The sequence below is a fragment of the Paenarthrobacter sp. PAE-2 genome, from assembly GCF_026013155.1.
Lineage (GTDB): Bacteria > Actinomycetota > Actinomycetes > Actinomycetales > Micrococcaceae > Arthrobacter > Arthrobacter ureafaciens.
Genome location: NZ_JAPDNV010000030.1, coordinates 1 through 18,894, shown reverse-complemented (window position 1 = coordinate 18,894; position 18,894 = coordinate 1). Strand labels below are relative to the sequence as shown.

The following is an 18,894-nucleotide window of genomic DNA, read 5'->3' as shown; positions in this document are numbered from 1 at the left end:
CGGACGAAACGTGCCCGCGAGTTGCTTCCCGGGCTTCGATTCGGTGAATAATGGCAGAATGCGTCTTGGCGTTCTCGACATCGGGTCAAACACCGTCCACTTGCTGCTGGTCGATGCCCATCCCGGCGCGCGTCCGGTGGCTTTCGCCTCACACAAGCGTCCGTTGTCGCTGGTGCAATACCTGGACGGCGACGGAAACATCAGTGATGAGGGCCAGCACGAGCTGATCGAATTTGTCCTTGAGGCGTGGGAGTTCGCTGCCCGCCACAAGGCCGAGGATCTGTTGGCCTTTTGTACCTCGGCCATTCGCGAGGCCACCAACGGTGCCGAGGTCCTGGCCAGGGTCAAGCACGAAACCACCGTGACGCTGCAGGAACTCACCGGCAGCGAAGAAGCGTCCATGACGTTCTTCGCCGTGCGCCGCTGGTACGGCTGGGGGGCAGGGCCCATCCTGGACCTGGACATAGGCGGTGGCTCGTTCGAAATGGCCTACGGCACTGACGAGCTTCCCGAGTTCGCCACGTCCGTCCCCTTGGGCGCGAGCCGGCTCACCCGGGACTGGCTGCATGAGGACCCGCCCACGGCCAAGAGCGTCAAGGAACTGCGCCGGTACATCCGTTCGACCCTGAAACCGGTGGTGCGCGAATTCCAGGAACTCGGCCGGGCCAACCTCGTGGCGGGGACGTCCAAGACTTTCCGGTCCTTGGCACGGATTGCTGGTGCCGCGCCGAGCGCCGCAGGCCCGTACGTCAAACGCGAGCTCCATGCGGCGGACCTTGGCCTCTGGGCACAGCGGATCTCCGCCATGACCGTGGCGGATCGCCTGTACCTCCCGGGTGTTTCCGACGCCCGGGCCCGCCAGCTGCTCGCCGGAGCACTGGTCGCCGAGGCTGCACTGGAGCTTTTCGAGTTTCCCAAAATGGAGATCTGCCCGTGGGCGCTGCGGGAGGGCCTGATCCTCCGCCGGCTTGACCAGTTGGTGTTCGAGGAAGCCCTCGAGCCGGCCCCGCATGTGGGCAAGCGCAAGAAAGACAAGTCCAAAAAGAAGAAGAAGGCCAAGGAAAGCGAAGAGCACACGGATACAGACAAGCACTTGGAAACGGCCGGGCAAGCAGATGCCGACGGTCCCGCGCACCCGGTAGAGAGCCTGCAGGTACAGCTCGGCGCGCCGGTCTCCGACACTGCACCAGCCACGACGGCAAGGGGGTTGGCTTCCTAGGATGACTACCGACGTCGAACCTTCAGAGAACCATCGCGGGATTCCGGTGGCGCTGTCCAGCGCATCCGTTTACCCGCTCAGCGTCCATGACGCTTTCGCCGTGGCCCAGGACCTCGGTTATGACGGCGTGGAGGTCATGGTCACCAACAATGCCGTGAGCCAAAACCCCGGTGCGCTTATCCAGCTAAGCCATCGCTACAACCAGGAAATCGTGTCAATCCACGCACCCACGCTGTTGTTGACGCAGCAGGTTTGGGGCACCGCCTGGAACAAGATTGAGCGTTCCTGCCAGATGGCCAAGGAAGTGGGTTGCGACACGGTGGTGGTGCACCCGCCTTTCCGGTGGCAGTCCAACTACGCCGAAAACTTCGTCGAAGGCGTCCGCGAGATCTCGGCCATGTACCAAGTGCACATCGCCGTTGAAAACATGTACCCGTGGCGCGTCCGGGGACGTGAAGCGGTGGCTTACCTGCCGCACTGGGACCCTATGGAGGGGGATTACGACGCCGTCACGTGGGACTTCTCGCATGCCGCCACTGCCGGGGCCAACAGTTTGGAGGCCGTTAAGGCCTTGGGCAGCAAACTGCGGCACGTCCATCTCACGGATGGTTCAGGCTCGGGCAAAGACGAACACCTGGTCCCGGGAACGGGAACCCAGCAGTGCGCCGACGTCCTTCAACATCTTGCCTCCAACGGGTTCACAGGCGCGGTGGTGGCCGAAATTTCCACCCGCAAGGCCAAGGTCACCGGGGAGCGTGAGGAGATGCTCGCCGAGACGTTGCGCTTCGCACGCCAGCACCTCGCTGCCCCGGTCCGCAGCTTGGAGGGTTAGCACCGGCTTCAGCAAGGCCCGGGACCCGGACATAAAACCTGGGCCCGGGCTTTGCCGTGCCTAAAGAGAAACCTTTGCCGCGCGTTTTGTCGTACAACCCCGCTTAAAAGCGAAAGCACCGGCGGCCGAATCGGGAAATGGGGGAAAACCCGTCCCGGCCACCGGTGCTGCTGGCGGACATCCCCATGCCCGCCTCATCACTCGCACCCTCAATGAGGTAAGAACCAACTTACGGACCAACCTTGGGTGGGGCCTGCAATAATCTTGGGAACTTGCTGTGAATCCCTCAGTGCGGACTCCGTTCGACCCCTCCGCAGCGGAACTGCCATGATGGACCAATGAGCAACCGAATCGCATTCCTTGGCTGTGGATCAATGAACGAGGCAATTCTCACCGGCATCCTTGCTGCCGGGACCGCCCCTTCGGACATCGTCGCCACGGTGCGGCGGGCCGAGCGTGCGGAGGAGCTGGCCGAGCGGCACCGGGTTACCGCTATTGCAGGCGAAGAGGAACCGGACAACAACAAGCTGGCCACCAAGGGTTCCAGCATGGTTATCCTGGGCGTCAAACCTGTGGGCATCGCGGACCTCGCCCGGGAAATCAGCCCGGCGCTGGCGAAGGATACGGTGGTGGTCAGCGTTGCTGCCGCGGTTTCCATTGCCCAGCTTGAAGCGGCCCTCCCGGACGGCCAGCCGGTGATCCGCACTATGCCGAACACCCCTTCCAAGTTGGGCCGGGGCGTCATCTCAGTGTCCCCCGGAACGCACTGCACGCCTGAACAGCTCGAGTCAGCCAAGGCTGCCTTCGCAGGAGCCGGCAAGGTCGTGGAGATTCCTGAGGAGCAGGTGGACGCCCTGTCCGCGATCAGCGGTTCGGGTCCCGCCTATGCGTTCTACCTGGCCGAGGCCATGGCCGCCGCCGGTGTTGAGCTCGGCTTGGACGAGGAATTGTCCGTCATGCTTGCGCGCGAAACGGTAGCCGGGGCCGGCTTCATGCTCGCTGAACCGGGTGCGGACCCGAGCGCACTCCGCAAGGCAGTCACCAGCCCGAACGGCACCACCGAGCGCGCCATTGCCGCGTTCGACGACGGCGGGCTGCCCAAGATCATTGCCGAAGGCGCCCGTGCTGCCGCAGCGAGGGCAGCTGAGATCACCAAGGAGCTTGGCTGACCGCCAAGGCGGCGCCGCACCGCTAAGCCCGCGCCGAACCGCCAAGGCCGCTAAGGCCGCGCCGCGAAGCGCTCCAGCAAGTCCACGTGTCCGGATACGATCAGCATGTCGTGTCCGGACACTTTGGTTTCCGGCCGGGCATACGTGAAGTCCTCGCCCGGAGTCTTAACGCCAACGATCGTCACGCCGTACTTTGAGCGGACCTTGGATTCCTCCAGCGTGAAGCCCACGGTTTCCTTGGGCGGGTACATCTTGACGATTGCGTAGTCGTCGTCGAACTCTATGAAGTCCAGCATGCGCCCGGACACGAGGTGCGCTGCGCGGACGCCGGCATCGGCCTCAGGGTAGATGACGTGGTTGGCGCCGATGCGGCTGAGGATCTTCCCGTGCGAGGGCGTGATGGCCTTGACCCACAAGTGCTGGATTCCCAGGTCCACCAGGTTCACCGTGATCAACACGGAGGATTCGATCGACGTGCCGACGCCCACCACGGCGGAGCTGAATTCCTGCGCACCGAGCTGGCGGAGGGCGTCGATGTTGGTGGCATCGGCTTCCACGACGTGGGTCAGCACCGGTGCCCACTTCTGAACCAAGCCACGGTCACGTTCGATCGCGAGGACCTCCCGGCCTTGTTTCACCAGTTGCTCGGCGGTTGCCGAACCGAAACGCCCGAGTCCGATCACCAGGACAGGCGCGTTGTGGGCGGGGCGATTGGCCGCCCCTTGGATGCTAGCCAATGATTGGCCTCTCTTCCGGGTAGTGGAACAGCTGGCTGCGCTGGCGCAGGGCCAGGCCCGCAGCGAGGGTAACGGTGCCGACGCGGCCAGCGAACATTAGTGCTGTCAGGACGTAAACGCCCGACGGCGGCAGTTCGGCACTGAGGTTGGTGCTCAGTCCAACGGTGGCAAAGGCGGAAATGGTTTCAAACAGCACCCGGTCCAGCGAAGCTCCGCTGATGGACAACAGCAGGAAAGCAGCCACGGAGACGAGCGTTGCTCCGGCCACGATGACGGAGATGGCTACCCGCATGGTGCCTTGGGGGATGGTTCGGCCGTAGACCTTGACGTCTGCGTCACCGCGCGCTTCGGCAACGATTGCCAGGAACATGACGGCGATGGTGGTCACCTTGATTCCGCCCGCGGTGGACGCCGAACCGCCGCCGGCGAACATCAGGGCATCCGTGAGCAGCATGGTGGTGGATTCCATGTGGTTCTGGTCCACCAGGTTGAATCCACCGGACCGGGTCATCACCGAGGCGAAGAGTGAGTGGATGATCTTGTCCCCGAGGCTCATGTGCCCGATGGTCCGCAGGTTGTCCCACTCCATCAATGCCCAGAGGACTGTTCCCGCGGCCAGCAGGATGAAGGACACCTGGATGGTGAGCTTGGTGTGCAGGTTCCATTTCTTCCAGTTCAAGCCGTTCTGCTGCAGCACCATGACCACGGGAAAGCCGAGGCTGCCCAGGAAGACCCCCAGCATCAGGGGTACGAGGATCCACAGATCGGTCTCGTAGGGAACAATTCCGTCCGAGTGCGGAGTGAAACCGGCGTTGTTGAACGCTGAGATGGAGTAGAAGACACCGTGCCACACCGATTGCCAGAACGGCTCACCCAGCAGCATGAACCGTGGCACCAGGGCCAGGGCCAAGGCACCCTCGATGACCACCGAGGTCACGATCACGATCCGGAGCAGGGTACCCACTTCGCCGAGCCTGCCGGCGTTGTTCATGGCTTCCTGCGCGATGAGTTTTCCACGGACACCAAGCCGTTTGCTCACCATGAGGGCCAGCAGCGACGCCAGAGTGAGCGTACCGAGGCCGCCCACGAAGATGCCGATCAGGATGACGAGCTGCCCGAAGAAAGACCAGTGGGTGGCAGTGGAAACAACCGTCAATCCGGTAACGCAGACGCTGGAAACGGCGGTAAACATGGCTTGGTGGAGGGGTGTGGGCTCCCCGGAGGCGGAAGACGCCGGAAGTGACAGGAGCCCGGTGAAAAGCAGGATGACCAAGGAGAAGGCCACCAGCGCCAGGCGGGCCGGTGAGGTGTTGGCGATGTTGTCGATGAAGTCGCGCGCACGCGTGAAAATCCACAAGCCTTCGCGTTCCGGCTGGCCGGGTTGCCAGTTGGCCGGGGTAGTTGACCGCGACTGGCTTTGAGACATGGCGCTCTTCCTCAAGTGAACATACTTTCCCTGAGTAGTAAACCACTATTCGCCCGCCGTAACCGGGCGAAGCGGCGGGACGCCCTCAGGTAGCCTGTTCTGGATGAATGACACGCTTGGAACGCCTGCTTCCAGCATCACCCGCTCCGCACTGCCAACGACGGTGGTGTGGGACTCTGCCATGACCGCGTACAACTTCGGGCCTACCCACCCGATGGCACCGCAGCGGCTTGAGCTGACAGCAAGACTTGCTGAAACGCTGGGCCTCTTCGACCACAAGCATGTGGCGATGGAACCGCCCAGGATTGCCACCGACGTCGAACTTTGCTCGGTCCATAGCGCCGCCTATGTGGAAGCGGTACGGAAGGTCAGCGATGACCCCTTCACTCCCGATGAAGAACGCGGGCTCGGGACCGAAGACGACCCGGCGTTCGCCGGAATGCACGAGGCCAGCGCGCGACTGGCCGGAGGTTCGCTGGTGGCGGCGGACGCGATTCTGTCCGGGGCCGCCGTGCGGGCCGTCAACTTCAGCGGCGGGATGCACCATGCAGCCCGCGAACGGGCCAGCGGCTTCTGCATCTATAACGACGTCGCGATGGCCATCCAGCGGCTGCTCGACAATGGCGTGCAACGGGTGGTGAGCATCGACGTCGACGCCCACCACGGCGACGGGACCCAGAGCCTGTTTTGGGACGATCCGCGCGTCATGACCATTTCCTTGCACGAGTCGGGCCTCACCATGTTCCCCGGAACAGGTTTCGCCAATGAGACCGGCGGCCCGAACGCCCCGGGCACTGCAGTGAACGTGGCCGTTCCGGCGTTCACGGGCGACGCCGCGTGGCTTCGGGCGTTCTACGCAGTGGTTCCGCAGATCGTGGGCGCTTTCCAGCCCGAGGTCATTGTGAGCCAGCACGGTTGCGACTCCCACCGGCTGGATCCATTGACGCACCTCAACCTCAGCGTGGACGCCCAGCGGGAGGCCGCAAGCGCGATCGGAAGCCTCGCGGCAAGGTACTGCGACAACCGGTGGATAGCCACCGGGGGAGGCGGGTACGAGGTTGTGAACGTTGTTCCGCGCGCGTGGACCCACCTGATCGGAATGGTGACGCAGCGTCCCGTTCCCCTGTCCAAGCCCGTGCCCGCATCGTGGCGCACTTATGTCAGCGAGAAGTACGGGGTGGCCGCGCCGGAAAGCATGGGCGACGACGTCGATATCTGGTGGCGCTCCTGGGAAGTGGGCTATGACCCTGCCGATCCCGTGGACCGGACCGTCATCGCCACCCGCAAGGAGATCTTTCCGTTGTACGGACTGGACCCCTGGTTCGACTGAGCGTTTTCGGCTAGGCGTCCGACTTTTCGGTCTGGAACACCACCCCTGCGGCCCCCACCAGCCAGCCGAGCAATGACAAGGCGAAGGCTCCGATGAGGTCTGTTGAAGCCTGGCCTTTGAAGAGCCACAGCACCAGGACCAGCATGCCCATGGTCATGTAGGTCATGATCGCGAAGATCACCCGTCCGGAGAGCCGCGTGGCCACCTGTGCGGGGTTCACCAGCGGCCCGTTCCCGTCCGCCCCGGCGTTGTCCCTTTTGACCTCCGAGATGGTGAACCCCAACGCCGAAGCGGTGAGGGAACTCAGCGACGTCGCCAGGACTCCGGCGGCCGTCACCAGGGCTCCGTTGAGTTCGGGTGCCTCGGCCTCGCCGGTCGGAACCCACGTGCCCACCCGGATGAGCACCGTGGTCCACACCAGGACAAACAGCGCCAGGAACGCCGCAGCGATGATGTTGAAGATATGCCGGCGGAAGAAGTCAGCCATAGCAATGCACCCCGTGCAGTTGGCGGTCGGGGCCTGGGAGCCCGGACGGACCGTGAAAACGTTGTAGCACCGGGGCATTGCGCGGTCAACGGGGAGGGCCGGTGACGCCGCAGGAAACAGGGATGCCAATTGACGTATATGTCGCTAGGGTGGGAGGCATGGTGACTGACGACGTATTTGCCGTCATAGCTGAGGCAACCAGGCGCGAGATCCTGGTTTCCCTCCGCTCTGGGGATAAGGCTGTAGGCGAACTGGTGGAAGAACTGGCTGCGAGCCAGCCCACTATCTCCAAGCACCTGAAAGTCTTGCGTGAAGCGGACCTGGTCAGCATGCGCGCGCAGGGCCAGAAGCGTTACTACACCCTGAACCCCAAGCCCCTGGCCGGCGTAGCCAGCTGGCTGGAAACGTTCGACGTCGGACCCGCGGCTCCCGTCGCCGTCGTACCTTCTGCGGGGGAGAAAGCGGCAGTGGCTGCCGAGGTGGCCGAGGCTCCCGCGGCGGCCGAACTGGCAGCGGCGCCCCAGGCGTTGAGTCCGGCCGTCACGGTTCAGGCCGGCGAGGCTCCGGTCTCGGTGGAGCTTCAGACCGATGACACTGTGCCGCAGCAGATTGGCCGCACGGTGGGCCGGGCCGCCACCAAGGCAGCCGACCTGCTTGCGAACCTGCCCACCCTGCCTAAGTTCGGGCGGAAGCGCTAACCTGCAATCTAACGTGATCCTTCTCACATTGTGAGGTTTTGTTCACCTTCTGATCCTTTACATTTCAAGGATTTTCCACGGTTCTGTTAACTCACGTTCTTCGGTCACATCCGATCCGGGTGGAGATCCTACCTTTGATGGTGAAACCATGAGTGCGACTTACTGTCTTGCTGCCGCCCGTGGCACTGAAGGGATTGGAAGACGCAATGGATTCAAGGCTCGAAGCCGTCCGGGACACCGTACTTGCTCGCAATCCGGGTGAGAAGGAGTTCCACCAAGCCGTGAACGAGGTTTTTGAAAGCCTCGGCCCGGTCCACGACAGGCACCCCGAGTTCCTTGAGGGTGCGGTCCTGGAGCGCCTCTGCGAGCCTGAACGCCAGATCATCTTCCGCGTCCCGTGGACTGACGATGCCGGCCGTGTACACGTCAACCGTGGCTTCCGGGTGGAGTTCAACTCGGCCCTCGGCCCGTACAAGGGCGGTCTCCGTTTCCACCCGTCCGTGTACCTGGGAATCGTCAAGTTCCTGGGCTTCGAGCAGATCTTCAAGAATGCCCTGACCGGCATGCCGATCGGTGGCGGCAAGGGCGGATCCGACTTTGATCCCCGTGGCCGCAGCGATGCGGAAATCATGCGTTTCTGCCAGTCCTTCATGACCGAGCTGTACCGTCACATCGGTGAATACACCGACGTCCCCGCGGGTGACATCGGCGTCGGCGGCCGCGAAATCGGCTACCTCTTTGGCCAGTACAAGCGGATCACCAACCGGTACGAGTCCGGTGTGCTCACCGGAAAGGGCATCTCCTGGGGTGGATCGCTGGTCCGCCCGGAGGCCACTGGCTATGGCACCGTGATCTTCGCACAGGAAATGCTGAAGACCCGCGGAACCTCCTTCGACGGCCAGCGCGTTGTGGTCTCGGGTTCGGGCAATGTTGCCATCCACGCGATCGCCAAGGCCCAGGCGCTTGGCGCAACTGTGGTGGCGTGCTCCGATTCGGCCGGCTACATCGTGGACGATTCCGGCATCGACGTCGAACTCCTGCGCCAGATCAAGGAAGTGGAGCGCGCACGCCTCACGGAGTATGCGGCCCGGCGCCCCGGCTCCAGCTACGTTGCCGGCGGCAGCGTGTGGGATGTCAACGGTACTGTTGCCCTGCCCTGCGCCACCCAGAACGAACTGGACGGCAACGCCGCTGCCAAGCTGGTCAGCAATGGTCTGCTCGCCGTGGCCGAAGGTGCCAACATGCCCTCCACCCAGAAGGCCGTGTCCGTCTTCCAGGAGGCCGGGATCCTGTTCGGGCCGGGCAAGGCTGCCAACGCCGGTGGCGTAGCCACCTCGGCACTGGAAATGCAGCAGAACGCCAGCCGCGATTCGTGGTCGTTCGAGCACACCGAGCAGCGCCTCACCGAGATCATGGTGGGTATCCACGACCGCTGCGCCGAGACGGCCGAGGAATACGGCGCGCCCGGTAACTACGTAGTGGGCGCGAACATCGGTGGTTTCGTCAAGGTAGCCGACGCGATGCTCGCCCAGGGCCTGATCTAATTCCAACTGAGTAGCAGTAGAGCGCGTTTTGAACCCTCAAAACGCGCTCTACTGCTACTTGGATGGGTTAGCGTACCTGGATGGGTTAGCGCTGGAGCAGCCGCACGTGCTCCGGGTTCAGCTCCGAAACCTTGCTGACGCCCAGCAGGGCCATGGTGCGGGTCATGTCCTTCTCCAGGATCTGGATGGTGCGGTCCACGCCCTCGCGGCCCCCGGCCATGAGTCCGTACAGGTAGGCGCGGCCGATCAGAGCGAAGTCCGCGCCAAGGGCAAGTGCTGCCACGATGTCGGCTCCGCTCATGATGCCCGTGTCCAGGATGACCGCGGCGTCGCTGTTGTCCGCTTCCAGGGCAGAGGTCACCTCCGGCAGCAAGTGGAACGGAATCGGGGCCCGGTCCAGTTGGCGTCCGCCGTGGTTGGACAGGACGATCCCGTCGGCTCCATGGTCCACGACGCGCCGGGCGTCCTCCACCGTCTGGATGCCCTTGACCACGAGCTTGCCCTTCCACGTTTCGCGGAGCCAGTCGAGGTCCTCGTAAGTCAGTGTGGGATCGAACATCGAGTTGATCAGGTCGGCCACCGTGCCCGTGTAGCGGGACAGGGAGGCGAAGGTCAGCGGTTCGTGCGTGAGGAAGTTGAACCACCAGGCCGGCCGGTAGGACGCGTCCAGCACCGTCTTCAGGGTCAGGGCCGGCGGGATGGTCATGCCGTTGCGGACATCGCGGAGCCGGGCGCCGGCCACGGCCGTGTCCACCGTGACCATCAAGGTGTCATTGCCTGCCTTGGCGGCGCGCTCGATCAGCTCGAGCGAGCGGTCCCGGTCCGTCCACAAGTACAGCTGGAACCAGTTCCGGCCGTTCGGTGCGGCCGCTGCAACGTCTTCGATCGATGCCGTGCCCATGGTGGACAGCGTGTAGGGGATTCCGGCGGCCTCAGCTGCCTGCGAGCCGGCGTACTCGCCTTCGGACTGCATCATGCGGGTAAACCCGGTGGGGGCAATGCCGAACGGAAGCTTCGACTCCTGGCCCAGGATGTCTGTCCGCAGGTCGATCTTCGACACATTGCGCAGGATCCCGGGACGGAACTCGATGTCCTGGAATGCCTGGCGTGCCCTGCGAAGGGTGATTTCCTCTTCAGCCGCACCGTCCGTGTAATCGAAGGGCGCCTGGGGTGTCCGCCGCTTGGCGATGTCGCGGAGTTCCCAGATGGTGCTGGCCCGCTTGAGGCGGGCCGCCTTGCTGAATTCAGGCTTCTTGAACTGCATCAGCGGCGCGAGGTCGGCCACCTTGGGGACGCGGCGCTTCAGCGCGGGAGGCTGTACGACGGCGGGGGCCGGCTGGGTTGCGCGGCTGACGTTCTGGTCGCTGCCGGCATTGGCGGGGGCGGCCGTGAGCTTGGGATCGAGGGTGTTTGTCACTTCGGTTCTCCCTGGTGGTGGTGTGGTCTAACCACACTGTAGGCCATGTGGTCATACCACATCAACTACTATTCGACTATGCGAACGCATCAACTTGTCCTGGAATGGATCGAGAACCAACTCGCCAGCGGAGAACTGGCACTGGGTGGACGGCTTCCCGGCGAGCGGGCCATGGCCGAGCAATTGCAGGTCTCCCGCACGTCCGTCCGTGAAGCCGTGCGGATACTGGAAGCCATGGGGGTGGTCCGCGCCGGCGTGGGCTCCGGAAAGGACGCGGGCACCATCGTGATCGCCGAGCCGGGGTCGGCATTGGGGTCCACCCTTCGCCTGCACGTGGCCACCAGGCACCTGCCGGTCCCGGACATCGTGGAAACGAGGGTGCTCCTGGAATCCTGGGCAGCGGAGCGGGCCCGGCCGGGGGTAGCGGCACTCGACGACGCCGCGGAGCTGCTCGAGCAAATGGAGAACGCCCCCGACGTCGACACTTTCCTGGCCCTGGACTCCCGGTTCCACGTCGCCCTGGCTGAGGCAGCGGGCAACGCCGTCGTCAGTGCCATGATGGCGTCCCTGCGCGGTGCCATAGAAAACTACGCCGGCGAACTGACGGGAAACCTGCCCGATTGGAACGCCACTTCGGCGCGGCTTCGGGCGGAGCACCGCGCCATCCTTGAGGCGGTCAACGCGAACGACGGCGGCCGGGCAGCGGAGCTGGTGGCCGCGCACATCAGGGGCTTCTACGCGGAGGCAGGTGTGGGCTCGGCGCCCTCACCGAAGTGACAGTTTTACCCGGCGGGGATTGCCATTAACTGCCAACCCGCGGGGCAGGAATGGGCGTGAGAGCAGGCGCCGCGGTGCTCTTGCGGATTTCAATCCGGGGCTCGAACTCATCCTGCGGCTGGCTGAGGGCCTCGGCCGATTGCTGGATCTGTTCGCGCATGCGCCGCCAAGCCAGGCTGCCGAGTTCGTTGATGGGCACGGCGGCCGTTGTGAGCGGGGGAGTGGTGTACTTGGCGAACGGGATGTCGTCGAAGCCGGTGACCGAGATGTCTTCCGGGACCCTGATGCCCCGTTCGTGCAGGCCGCTGAGCAAGCCCATGGCAACGAGGTCGTTGAATGCCAGAATCCCGGAAGCGCCGCTGGCGATGATGGCGTCCGTGGACTCGTGTCCGGAATCGAAGTTGGAACCGCCGTGGAGCATCTGCAGCTCGATTTCCGGGTGTTCCCTCCGGAACTTGTCCAAGCCCACCAGGCGCTGCCGGTTCGATGCGCTGTGTTCCGGACCGGAAAGGAAAGCCAGTCGCTTGTGCCCCAGTGAGACCAGGTGTTTGGCCAGCTCCTGGATGCCTTCCCCGTAGTCGACGCTCAGGCTGGGGGTGTTGGTGGTGATGGTGGTCCGGTTGATGAGGACCAGGGGGTGGAGCGTGGGAGCCAGCTCTTCGAGTTCGGCATCCGCCATGCGTGGCGCGCAAAGAACCACTCCGTCGCAGCGCCGGCGTGCTTCGCCGGCCAGGATGGCTTCTTCGCTGGTTACTTCGGATGAATCGGCGATCAGGACCCTGTAACCGTCCTGGGCTGCGGCGATGCTGAGTCCGCGCAGGATGGCTTGGAAGGTCGGGTTGGCAAGGTCGGGCACCACGATGCCGATAGTGTCGGTCTTTCCCAGTGCCAGGCTTCGGCCAACGGGGTTCGGCTGGTACTTCAATTCCGCTGCCGCAGCCCGGACCCGCTCTGCGATTCCGGGGTCCACTGCTGCGTTGCCGTTCATGACGCGCGACACGGTGGCGTGGGAGACGCCTGCCTTTTCCGCGACGTCGGCAATGCCAACGCGCCTGTTGGTATTCCTGCGTGCCATGGTGCCCCTTCCGGTTGGCCGACCGCGTGCTGCTCCGTCCTTGGAGTGATGGTTGACGCGACCGCCAGTGTCTTGATACAAAGCTTATAACGCTCTGAGAAAACGCTTTCTCATGATTCTTCCCAGATCAAGCCGGGCCGTCAAGCGGTTCATTCCTGCCTTTGGAAAGGGGCATTTCCCCATGGTCAACGTCGACACCGCCGAGACCCAACCAGCCGCTGCTGCGTCATCCCCGAACACCTCCGCCCACCGGACCAGGATCGCCCTCATCGGCACCGGTGGCCGCTCCGAAATGTACATCAGGGCCATCTACGGCCAGCACGCCGACGTGGCAGAACTCGTGGCGTTGTCCGACGTCAACCCGGGCCGTGTGGACTTTTACCAGGAGCTCATCCAGGAGCTCGGCGCGCCGGCTCCGGTAGCATCCTTCGAGCCCGCCCGGCTCACGGAGTTCATCCAGGCCAATGGCATCGAGCGCGTCATCGTCACCACGCCTGACTACACGCATGCGGACTACATCGTCGAAGCGCTCGAGGCCGGTGCCGACGTCGTGGTTGAAAAGCCGCTCACCATTGATGTTGAAGGCTGCCGCCGCATCACCACCGCAGCCGCCGAAACCGGCCGCAACGTGGTGGTGACGTTCAACTACCGTTACTCGCCCCGCAACTCAGCGCTTAAGGAAATCATTCAGAGCGGCGTGATCGGCAAAGTGACGTCCATCGACTTCAGCTGGGTGCTGGACACCGTGCACGGCGCCGACTACTTCCGCCGCTGGCACCGGGACAAGAAGAACTCCGGCGGCCTCCTCATCCACAAGGCCTCCCACCACTTCGACCTCGTGAACTGGTGGATCGACGATGTCCCCGAGCGCGTCTTTGCCTCCGGCGGCCTTCGCTTCTACGGGGACAAGAACGCCAGCGAGCGCGGCCTCGGTGCCCGTCCGGAGCGCGGAACCGTAGACGGCCTGGAACGCGATCCCTTCCGTTTGGACCTCCGCGACGACGAACGGCTGAAGGCGCTGTATTACGACAACGAAAAGTTCGACGGTTACCGCCGTGACCAGGACGTGTTCACCGACGGCATCACCATCGAGGACAACCTTGCGCTGGTGGTGGACTACCAGGGCGGTCCGACCCTGAGTTATTCCCTGAATGCGCACAGCCCGTGGGAGGGCTACCGGGTGAGCGTCAACGGAACCGAGGGCCGCGCCGAGCTCGAAGTGGTGGAGCGCGCCGCCGTCGAATTCAGCACCGACAAGAAGACCGTGGTGGACCCGAGCGCCACCCCGGTTGAGGAAGAAGACGCGGTCCGGCGCAACGGGGAGCGCCTGGTGGTCCAGCGCCACTGGGAATCCGCCTACGAAGTCCCGATCATCAATGGAGAGGGCGGCCACGGCGGCGGCGACAACCTGCTCCTTTCCGACCTTTTCAACGGACCCGGCGTGGACCCCTTGGGCCGCCCGTCCGGCTACATCGATGGGCTCCGCTCCGTCTCGGTTGGCATTGCCGGCAACCAGTCCCTCGAAACCGACCTTCCTGTCCGCATCAGCGAGCTTGGCCTCGGCGCCGACCTCAGCCGCGGACAGGGCTAAAGCTTCTTTGACAACAAGGATTAACCAATGAGCAGGATTTTCGTCACCGGCGGTTCCGGCCGTCTTGGCCGCAGCGTCGTCGCCGGACTGGCGGCCGCCGGGCACGAGGTGTTTTCGGTCGACCGGGACGCCATCCCCACAGAGCAATTACCGGCCGGCGCAGTGCAGTACACCGCCGACCTTCTGGCGCCGGGGGAAGCCGAAAGGCTGATTCGCGAGACGGCGCCGGACGCTGTCATCCACCTGGCGGCCATCGCTGTCCCCTTTAGTGCTCCTGAGGACGTCATCTTCAGCACCAACACGCGGCTCGCGTTCGCCGTCATCAGCGCAGCAACAGAGGTTGGCGTTCGCCGGATCGTCACCGCCAGCAGCCCCACCGCCTTGGGCTACGGCTGCCCGGAAGGCTGGCTGCCGCCGTCGTTCCCGCTTGACGAAAACACGCCGGCAACACCCTGGAACGCGTACGCGCTGTCCAAGCTGATCGCCGAGCAAACAATCCGGATGTTTGCCGCCGCCCAGGGGGACAAGATCCGTTACGCGGCGTTCCGACCCTGCTACGTCATTTCGCCCGAGGAGTGGGAGGGCGCGTTGACGCAGCAGGGCCACACCGTACGCGAGCGATTGGCGGATCCGTCGCTGTCCGCTCCCGCGCTGTTCAACTACGTTGACGCGAGGGATGTTGCGGATTTCCTGGATGTGCTCCTGGCGAAGATGGACTCCATTCCGAACGGGCAGACGTTCTTTGTGGGGGCCAAGGATGCCTTGGCTGCCGCGCCGTTGTCGGAGCTGCTGCCGCAGTTCCTGCCCGGCAGCGGCCCGCTCACGGAACACCTCACGGGGACCAGTCCCGCGTTCTCCATCGGGAAGGCCCGCACATTGTTGGGCTGGGAACCGAAGCGGAGCTGGCGCACCGAACTCACCCCGCCTTTTGACGGCGCAGACACAGCAGTACTCAAGGACGAGAACAACCGCGGGCTTGTGCCCGCGGGCGCAACCAGCAAGGAGACAGCATGAATTTCGACGGCGTACTTTTCTTCCCCGTCACACCCTTCGCCGAAGACGGCTCAGTTGATGTGGAGCTTTTGAAGGAACACATCGGTTCACGGCTGCCGTTCGGTCCGGGCGGTGTGTTCCCCGCATGCGGCACGGGCGAATTCCATGCCCTTTCCCTCGATGAGATCCGCACCGTGGTGACTGCCGCCGTCGAGGTCGTTGCGGGCGCGGTTCCGGTGGTTGCCGGCGCGGGAGGCCCGCTGGGCCACGCGATCGCCGCTGCGAAGGTGGCCGAGGAAGCCGGCGCCGACGCGCTCCTGGTGTTGCCTCCGTACCTGGTCTCCGGACCGACGGACGGCGTAGTGGCCTACGTTGAGGCCGTTGCCGCTGCCAGCAGCCTTCCCGTCATTGTCTACCACCGCGGCACGGCGAAGTTCACCGCGGCAGCCATGACCCGCCTGACCGCCAACCCGAAGGTGGTGGGCTTCAAGGACGGGATCGGCGACGTTGGGCTTGCCCAGGAAATCGTGTCTGCCATCAACGCCAGCGGCCGCAAGGACTTCGCACTGTTCAACGGACTCCTCACCGCGGAACTCACCCAGGGCGCTTACCGGGGACTGGGAATTCCGCTGTACTCCTCGGCTGCCTTTGCCATGGCTCCGGAGATTGCCAAGGCCTACTATGACGCCTACGTCGCCGGCGACGAAGACCGCCGCAATGCGTTGCTCGAGGGGTTCTACGCACCCCTGGTCCGGCTCCGCGACCAGACCCCCGGCTTTGGTGTCTCCCTCATCAAGGCAGGACTCCGCCTCGCCGGGCTTCCCGTCGGTTCCGTCCGCCCGCCGCTGGTTGATCCCACCGAAGAGCAGTTGCTGGAGCTCAAGGCGATCCTGGCCAAGGGTCACGAGCTGGCCGGCAGCTGATGACTGCGAGAATCACCGGGCTCTCCACGCGGCTCATCACCGTTCCGCTGCTGCGCAGCTGGGGAACTGAGGCGCCGGAAAACCACGTGATTGTCACCGAACTGTCCACGGACGACGGCGGCACGGGCCACGGTTTCTCCTGGACCCCTACCATTGGTCCCCACGCGGTAAAGGCCCTCCTGGACCATGACATTGCTCCCTTTGTTTCCGGTGTGGAAGCCAACCCGGAAATCGTGTGGGACCAGTTGTGGAAACGGCTTCACGAAGCTGGCGGGGGAGGGCTGACCACCATCGCGATGGCTGGCGTGGACCTCGCCCTGTGGGACCTCCTCGCACGGCAATCCGGCACTTCCATCACCGGGTTCCTTGGCCAGAGGCAGGAATCCGTGGAGGTCTACGGTTCCGGCGTGAACCTGCACTACACGTTGGAGCAGTTGGTGGAGCAGGCCCAACGGTGGGTGGCGGCCGGACACAACGCAGTCAAGATCAAGGTCGGCAAGCCCGAGTTGCGGGAGGATGCCGAACGGGTGGCTGCTGTCCGGGAAGTGATCGGCCCGGACCGCCTGCTCATGATCGACGCCAACCAACGGTGGGACCTGGCCCATACCTTCAGGGCCCTGGATGCCCTGGCCGGCTATGGCCTGGAATGGCTGGAGGAACCAATCCGTGCAGACGATCTTTGGGCCTACCGGCGGCTGCGCAAGCACTCGCCGGTGCCCATTGCCTTGGGGGAGAACGTCCACACGATCTATCGCTTCAGGGATTTCATCGAGGCAGAAGCCGTGGACATCATCCAGCCGAACATTGTCCGCGTGGGCGGCATTACCCCGTTCCGGAGGATCGTCGAACTTGCCCGGGCCAACAGCATCAGGGTTGCCCCGCACCTTCTGCCCGAGTTGTCCGGCCAACTGGCACTGACCATGGCAGAAGCGGTCAAGGTCGAAGACGTCGAGGATGCTTCGTTCGCACAATTGGGCATCCTGGCCGGGTCATCGCCCATCCATATCCGCAACAGCAGGCTCAGTTCCGGGGGGCGTCCCGGGCTCGGCCTCGATTTCGGTTCCATGACGCCCGCAAGCGAGAGCTCCGAAAACAAAGGAATGCACATTGAGTACAGCAACTCTTGACCTGACGGCGGTCACGCAAGCAGCGGCGGCCGCCGCCAAAGTGACCGCAGCAGCTTCCGACGCCGAACGCGCCACATGGTTGACCGCCGTCGCCGACGCGCTGGACGCGAACGTGAACGAACTCGTGGCCATTGCCGATTCCGAAACCAGCCTTGGCACAGTCCGCCTGGCGGGGGAAGTGGCGCGGACCAGCGGGCAGCTGCGGTTGTTCGCCAAGGTGATCACCGAGGGCTCGTACCTCGAAGCGGTCATTGACCATGCCGATCCGGGCGCCACCCCGCCCAAGCCCGACCTGCGCCGCATCCTCAGGCCGGTTGGCCCCGTAGCCGTGTTCTCGGCGTCGAACTTTCCGTTCGCGTTCTCCGTGGCAGGCGGCGATACCGCCTCGGCGCTCGCCGTCGGCTGCCCCGTGATTGTGAAGGCCCACTCCGGGCACCTTCGCCTCTCCGAGCGGACCGCGGAAATCGTCAGCGAGGCGCTCGCGGGAGCAGACGCGCCGGAGGGTATCTTCGCGCTGGTCAGCGGACGGGAAGCCGGCACTGCCCTGGTCCAGGATCCCGCCATCAAGGCGGTCGGCTTCACGGGTTCCATTCCGGGCGGGCGCGCACTGTTCGACCTCGCTGTTTCGCGCCCGGAACCCATTCCGTTCTACGGGGAACTGGGCAGCCTGAACCCCGTGGTCATCACGGAAGCGGCAGTGGCCGAGCGGGGCGAGGAACTCGCTGCCGGCCTTGGAAGTTCCTTCACCATGGGCGCCGGCCAGTTCTGCACCAAGCCGGGACTCGTCTTCATCCCGGCCGGCACCGACTTCGCCGCGCACCTGGCTGAAGCCAGCAAGGACAAGCCGGCAGCAGCGATGCTGACCGAACGCATCGCGGAAGCGTTCCCGCACGGGCTGCGGGGCGTCGCCGAGCTGCCCGGTGTCACGTTGGTCAGCGGAACCGCCGAGCAGGATGCGCTTGCCGACGGCGCCGCCCCCGTGGTTTTCGCGACCACCGCGGCGAACGTGCTGGAGCGGCCGGAGGAGCTGCTGGAGGAGTGCTTCGGCCCCACCACGCTGCTCATCGAGTACGCCAACCAGGATGAGCTGTCGCAGGCCCTCGCCAAGGTACCCGGCAGCCTGACAGCCACCATCCACTCCCAGCCGGGCGAGGATATCTCTGCTTTGGTGGAGCAACTGAGTGAACTGGCCGGGCGTGTGCTGTTCGCGGGGTGGCCCACCGGCGTTGCGGTGAACTGGGCCCAGCAGCACGGTGGCCCCTACCCGGCCACCACCTCCCTTTTCACCTCGGTGGGAGCCACGGCTGTGCGCCGGTTCCAGCGGCCTGTTGCTTACCAGGACGCTCCCGAAAGCATCCTGCATCCCGCCCTGCACGAGTCCAACCCGCTGGGTATCCCGCGCCGGGTGGACGGCGTGCTCGAGCTTGGCTAAAGCACCCAACTGAGTCGCAGTTAAGCGCGTTTTGAGCCGTCAAAACGCGCTTAACTGCTACTTACTTGGGCGGGGGAACACAAAAAGTGGCGGGTCACCTTTCCGGTGACCCGCCAC

At 64.5% G+C, this 18,894-nt stretch carries 17 protein-coding genes; 12 read left to right on the top strand and 5 right to left on the bottom strand.

The window, feature by feature from the left end:
• Nucleotides 1–58 precede the first annotated feature (58 nt).
• From OCL88_RS16025 to proC, 3 genes are all read left to right on the top strand, one after another.
• Nucleotides 59–1,219, top strand: coding sequence for a Ppx/GppA phosphatase family protein (locus OCL88_RS16025; protein ID WP_021473821.1), 1,161 nt, complete (start codon nt 59–61; stop codon nt 1,217–1,219).
• Between the two features lies 1 nt (nt 1,220).
• Complete coding sequence (locus tag OCL88_RS16020) at nt 1,221–2,051, top strand: sugar phosphate isomerase/epimerase family protein (protein WP_264963138.1); 831 nt, start codon at nt 1,221–1,223, stop codon at nt 2,049–2,051.
• Between the two features lie 338 nt (nt 2,052–2,389).
• Entirely contained in the window at nt 2,390–3,220 is an 831-nt protein-coding gene (proC, locus tag OCL88_RS16015) for a pyrroline-5-carboxylate reductase (protein ID WP_031216952.1), read from the top strand.
• A gap of 50 nt (nt 3,221–3,270) precedes the next feature.
• Here proC and OCL88_RS16010 read toward each other — a convergent pair whose 3' ends face one another.
• Both OCL88_RS16010 and OCL88_RS16005 read right to left on the bottom strand, forming a co-directional pair.
• A complete protein-coding gene (locus OCL88_RS16010; RefSeq protein WP_021473824.1) occupies nt 3,271–3,957 on the bottom strand; it encodes a potassium channel family protein in 687 nt (228 codons plus the stop codon).
• Nucleotides 3,950–5,383, bottom strand: a complete 1,434-nt coding sequence (locus OCL88_RS16005) for a TrkH family potassium uptake protein (RefSeq protein WP_021473825.1) — start codon at nt 5,381–5,383, stop codon at nt 3,950–3,952. The genes OCL88_RS16010 and OCL88_RS16005 overlap by 8 nt, the downstream gene beginning before the upstream one ends.
• A 103-nt stretch (nt 5,384–5,486) precedes the next feature.
• Between OCL88_RS16005 and OCL88_RS16000 the strand changes: the two genes are divergently transcribed.
• Entirely contained in the window at nt 5,487–6,713 is a 1,227-nt protein-coding gene (locus tag OCL88_RS16000) for an acetoin utilization protein AcuC (RefSeq protein ID WP_264963137.1), read from the top strand.
• 10 nt (nt 6,714–6,723) lie between these two features.
• Here the strand turns inward: OCL88_RS16000 and OCL88_RS15995 are convergent, their stop codons facing one another.
• Complete coding sequence (locus OCL88_RS15995; protein ID WP_031216954.1) at nt 6,724–7,200, bottom strand: hypothetical protein; 477 nt, start codon at nt 7,198–7,200, stop codon at nt 6,724–6,726.
• 158 nt (nt 7,201–7,358) lie between these two features.
• Here OCL88_RS15995 and OCL88_RS15990 point away from each other — a divergent pair, with 158 nt between their 5' ends.
• Nucleotides 7,359–7,898 (top strand): ArsR/SmtB family transcription factor, encoded by a 540-nt coding sequence (locus OCL88_RS15990; protein WP_217376865.1) that lies wholly within the window; start codon nt 7,359–7,361, stop codon nt 7,896–7,898.
• A gap of 206 nt (nt 7,899–8,104) precedes the next feature.
• Complete coding sequence (gene gdhA / locus OCL88_RS15985; RefSeq protein ID WP_021473829.1) at nt 8,105–9,442, top strand: NADP-specific glutamate dehydrogenase; 1,338 nt, start codon at nt 8,105–8,107, stop codon at nt 9,440–9,442.
• An 85-nt stretch (nt 9,443–9,527) separates the two neighbouring features.
• On the opposite strand, the gene OCL88_RS15980 is transcribed toward gdhA, so the two are convergent.
• Entirely contained in the window at nt 9,528–10,859 is a 1,332-nt protein-coding gene (locus OCL88_RS15980; protein ID WP_319951664.1) for an alpha-hydroxy acid oxidase, read from the bottom strand.
• Nucleotides 10,860–10,937: 78 nt separating this feature from the next.
• Between OCL88_RS15980 and OCL88_RS15975 the strand changes: the two genes are divergently transcribed.
• Nucleotides 10,938–11,636: a FadR/GntR family transcriptional regulator gene (locus tag OCL88_RS15975; protein ID WP_069695910.1), complete on the top strand. Its 699-nt coding sequence runs from the start codon at nt 10,938–10,940 to the stop codon at nt 11,634–11,636.
• Nucleotides 11,637–11,661: 25 nt separating this feature from the next.
• On the opposite strand, the gene OCL88_RS15970 is transcribed toward OCL88_RS15975, so the two are convergent.
• Nucleotides 11,662–12,711 carry a LacI family DNA-binding transcriptional regulator gene (locus OCL88_RS15970; RefSeq protein ID WP_264963136.1) on the bottom strand — a complete coding sequence of 350 codons (1,050 nt, stop codon included), beginning with the start codon at nt 12,709–12,711 and terminating at the stop codon, nt 11,662–11,664.
• A 181-nt stretch (nt 12,712–12,892) separates the two neighbouring features.
• Between OCL88_RS15970 and OCL88_RS15965 the strand changes: the two genes are divergently transcribed.
• Genes OCL88_RS15965 through OCL88_RS15945 form a run of 5 tightly spaced genes read left to right on the top strand, consistent with a single transcriptional unit; the run spans nt 12,893 to nt 18,777 of the window.
• Nucleotides 12,893–14,302, top strand: a complete 1,410-nt coding sequence (locus OCL88_RS15965) for a Gfo/Idh/MocA family protein (RefSeq protein ID WP_264963135.1) — start codon at nt 12,893–12,895, stop codon at nt 14,300–14,302.
• Between the two features lie 27 nt (nt 14,303–14,329).
• Nucleotides 14,330–15,316, top strand: coding sequence for an NAD-dependent epimerase/dehydratase family protein (locus OCL88_RS15960; protein ID WP_264963134.1), 987 nt, complete (start codon nt 14,330–14,332; stop codon nt 15,314–15,316).
• Complete coding sequence (locus OCL88_RS15955; protein WP_217376870.1) at nt 15,313–16,218, top strand: 5-dehydro-4-deoxyglucarate dehydratase; 906 nt, start codon at nt 15,313–15,315, stop codon at nt 16,216–16,218. The genes OCL88_RS15960 and OCL88_RS15955 overlap by 4 nt, the downstream gene beginning before the upstream one ends.
• Nucleotides 16,218–17,345, top strand: coding sequence for a mandelate racemase/muconate lactonizing enzyme family protein (locus tag OCL88_RS15950; protein WP_264963133.1), 1,128 nt, complete (start codon nt 16,218–16,220; stop codon nt 17,343–17,345). Before OCL88_RS15955 ends, OCL88_RS15950 begins: the two co-directional genes overlap by 1 nt.
• Nucleotides 17,326–18,777 (top strand): aldehyde dehydrogenase (NADP(+)), encoded by a 1,452-nt coding sequence (locus OCL88_RS15945; RefSeq protein ID WP_264963132.1) that lies wholly within the window; start codon nt 17,326–17,328, stop codon nt 18,775–18,777. Before OCL88_RS15950 ends, OCL88_RS15945 begins: the two co-directional genes overlap by 20 nt.
• The last annotated feature ends 117 nt before the right edge of the window (nt 18,778–18,894 follow it).